Origin of the sequence: Collinsella sp., assembly GCF_052346665.1 — a bacterium.
Lineage (GTDB): Bacteria > Actinomycetota > Coriobacteriia > Coriobacteriales > Coriobacteriaceae > Collinsella.
Window position 1 is genome coordinate 19,702 of the sequence record NZ_DAWDUX010000010.1, and the last position, 3,714, is coordinate 23,415.

Consider the following 3,714-nt stretch of genomic DNA (forward strand, 5'->3'; position numbering starts at 1 on the left):
AGTCCTTGTCGGTAATCTCAAACATCACGGGATCGAACGGGGCGTTGACCACCGTATCCGCATGGTCGGCGAGGAACGCCTTGAGCTCGCGGTCGAGCTCCTCGGACGTCACGCGGCAATTGATCTTGCAGACCTCGTGCGAGAGGATTGACGAGAGCGGCTGGTCGAAGAACTGCTCCTCATGCGCGCCGCCGCGGGCGCGCATGCCGCGCATGATGATGCGTCGCATGAGGCCATCGCGTTTGAATCCCGCCTGATGCATTTCGTAGCTGCCGCTCGAGAACATGCCGTCGGGCGTACAGCAATCAAAGCAGATCTGCGGGAATGCGCACAGCAGCTCCTCCACGAATGCGGGGTCGACGGAAAACGTCTTGAGCACCTCGCCATTTTGCCCGCGGACAATCGACCCGTTGGCGCACACAGCGTCAATCTTGAGGCCCGTGAAACCGCGGTCGCCAATGGGCAACACCGAGCGTCCCGTAGCGGGAACAACATGCGCGCCGAGTTCACCCGCCTTCTTGATGGCGCCGCGGATCGTGCGGTCCGCCTCGTGCAGGGCATTCAGCAGGGTTCCATCCAAATCACTCGCGAACAACTTGATCATGCGCATCTCCTTAGCCGAGGCTTTCCGCGCATCATTGTACGCCGCACGGGCATACGAACCCCTCGGCACGCCCCGACTTCGGCAGAACTTCCGACCACGGCCAGCCTCGAAGCACCCCGGAGCCTACGCCTCGGCGGAATCCTGCACGTCAAGGCCTTCACGACACGAGAGCAGGGCACGCGCCAAATCGCCCACGAGCTCACGGTTCGACTCGGAGTCAGGCATGGCGGTAAGGATCGACATGATGTAAGTCTTCCCGTCGATCTCGACGATGCCGGCATCGCTCACGCTGTTGTACGCGGGATCGGAATCGGAGCACCAGCCTGCCTTGTCACGCACGGTCGCGCCCATACCCTCAAGTCCATCGCGGATAAAGGAGACCGCCGTCTGGCTTGTCAGGTCGCTCAGCCATTGCGCCGTGTCCGTGCCACCCGATATATAGCTGAGCATTTCCGTCCATAAGCGCGCCGAGCTACGGGCGCAATAGGTAGGGAACCAGGAGTCGGAGCGATAGACGGCGTCCATGGCGCCAAGCGCCGTGACCCATTCGTCGAACCCCTCTTGATCAAACGCGTTCCTCAACGCTCCATACGCGTTGTTGCTCGACTGCGTGATCGCTCCTTCGATGAGGCTGGAGATGGTGTAGGAGCTGCCCGCGTAGAACCCGTCAGGGCTCAGCGAGTAGTTGACCGTGCAATGCGTGTCCAGCGAGGCGTCGCCCGTCTCGATGAACTCCTCGCACACATACAGGGAGTAGAGGGCCTTGAAGGAGCTCGCACCATACGTCACCAAATCGGGCTGGTACGAGATGCCGCGGCCCGTCTCCACATCAATAAACACGACGGATGCGCTTCCCTGCTCCTCGATAGCGTCGATTGCCTGCTCGACGCTAGCAAAGTCGTCCGATGCGATCGTGGGGCTCTTCAATCCGGACAGTGAGAACAGCCGCAGTCCGTCATCGGTGGGCATTTCGTCAAACGACGCCGCAGTGAGATCGAACTGGAGGTCCTCAAGCTGTTCGGACTCTGACGCGGTCTTTACCTCGGCTTTCGTCGCGGCCTTCTCCTTGGCGGCTTCCTGCTTGGCAGCCTCAGCCGCAGCAGCGGCGTTGTGGGCAATCGCACTCGGGATGATCACCGCCAACACCACAATGCAGGCAAGCGCGGCATACCAAGACGCAGGTACGGAGCGCAGTAGGCACACGGCTCGTTCGAGCGCCCCCTGTCCACCCGCGCCGGCATACGAGGAGCGATAACCCGATGCCCCACTCCGACGATACCCATACTGAGAGGATGAACGCGTCCCGTAGTCGTCACGCGCGTTGCCGTGCCAAGATGCGTGTGCAGAGCGATCGCCACGGTCACGCTCGTAACCATCGGCGCCTGCATGTCCCACGGATCGACGCGTTGCCCCTGCGCCGGCACTCCCACTCCGCGATGACGCCAGCTGAATGCCCGGCCTTCTTGCGGATCCATTCCCCGAGGCGCGACTTGACCCAAATCCCCCGCCGGAGGCATATCCGCCGTCGCCGTTCCAGTCGGTGGACCCGTAGGCTTCCTCATCGCGTTCCACAGGGCGCCTCGAGCGACCGCGGTCAGATGCGTACCCCATGTCTGCAACCGCCTAACGTACAAGTGACAATTTTGTCACCGCATGGTACTACACATTTGGTACCTCTCCGGTTGCAAGAATCGCCTCCATCGCTGCTTCATCGAGCACAGGCACGCCCAAACTCTCTGCCTTGGTGAGTTTTGACCCCGCCTTGGGACCCGCCACCAGGTAGCTCGTCTTCTTGGAGACCGAGCCGGAAACCTTGGCGCCGAGCAGCTTGAGCGCCGCGCCCGCCTCGTCGCGCGTGCGGTTGACGAGCGTACCGGTGAGCACGAAGGTGAGGCCGGCGAGCGGTTGCCCGGACGCGAGGGTGGCATCGACGCCGGTCTCTTGAGCCGCCTGCGCCACCGCGGCACCCAGGTTCTCCTCGAGTGTGAGGCCAACGTCGCGCAGGCGCTGCAGGACCTCGAGATTCTCGGGCACGGAGAGGAACTCACGCACGGACGCCGCGATCTTGGGGCCGATGCCCTCACACGCGGCAATGTCCTCCTCGGATGCGGCGGCCAGCGCGTCGATGGTGAGGAATCGCTTCGCGAGGACCTCGGCAACGGACTTGCCCACATGGCGGATGCCGAGCGCGAACAGCACGCGAGAGAGCGGCTGCTCCTTGGAGCGTATGAGCTCGTCCATGACTTTGGTTGCGATAGCGGTGCCCACCTTGATGGAGTCGCCCGCGGCTACGCCCTTCTTCTTGTCGTCCTTGACGTAGGTGCGGCCGGTATCGAGCGCGGCGATTGCATCGACGTCAAGCAGGTAGAAATCGGCGACATCGTGCAGCAGGCCCGCCTCGATCATCTTGTCGATGAGTTCGTCGCCCACGCCGTCCACGTCCATGCAGCCGCGGCTCACCCAATGGATGAGGCGCTCCTTGAGCTGAGCGGGGCAGTCGAGTGAGATGCAGCGGTACGCGACCTCATCGCCCTCATGCACGACGGGGCTGCCGCAGGCGGGGCAGGCAACGGGCATATCCCACTCGGGCGCGTCGGCGGGGCGCTTGTCCAACACCGGCCCCACAACCTCGGGGATCACGTCGCCCGCCTTATGGACGATGATGGTGTCGCCGGGACGGACGTCCTTGCGGCGGATCTCGTCGAGGTTGTGCAGGGTGGCGCGGGCGATGGTGGAGCCGGCCACCGTGACGGGGTCGAATTCGGCGACCGGGGTGAGCACGCCGGTTCGGCCTACCTGGATGCGAATCTCGCGCAGAACGGTTGTCTTCTCCTCAGGAGGGAACTTGAAGGCGATGGCCCAGCGCGGAGCACGGGCGGTGAAGCCCAGGTCAAGCTGCTGATCGAATCCGTCGACCTTCACCACCACGCCATCGATGTCGTAATCGAGGTCGGCGCGATGCGCAAGGGCGTCGGCGCAGAAGGCGTGGACTTCCGCCGGCGAAGTGCAGCGAGCGACGTTGGGGTTCACCGAAAAGCCGGCACTGCGGAGCCAGTCGAGGAACTCGTGTTGGGAGTCAACGTGCAGCGGCGCCGTGTCGGCGATGGCAT

At 63.5% G+C, this 3,714-nt stretch carries 3 protein-coding genes; all 3 read right to left on the bottom strand.

The features are described 5' to 3' along the window. Window positions 1-604: HAD family hydrolase (locus ACT8II_RS02940; RefSeq protein ID WP_443812971.1), on the bottom strand; the 604-nt coding region annotated here is incomplete at its 3' end. A 123-nt stretch (window positions 605-727) separates the two neighbouring features. Continuing rightward, window positions 728-1,999 carry a serine hydrolase gene (locus ACT8II_RS02945; RefSeq protein WP_302741244.1) on the bottom strand — a complete coding sequence of 424 codons (1,272 nt, stop codon included), beginning with the start codon at window positions 1,997-1,999 and terminating at the stop codon, window positions 728-730. 264 nt (window positions 2,000-2,263) lie between these two features. Further along, on the bottom strand, window positions 2,264-3,714 hold a 1,451-nt coding region (gene ligA, locus ACT8II_RS02950; protein ID WP_443812972.1), incomplete at its 5' end, for an NAD-dependent DNA ligase LigA.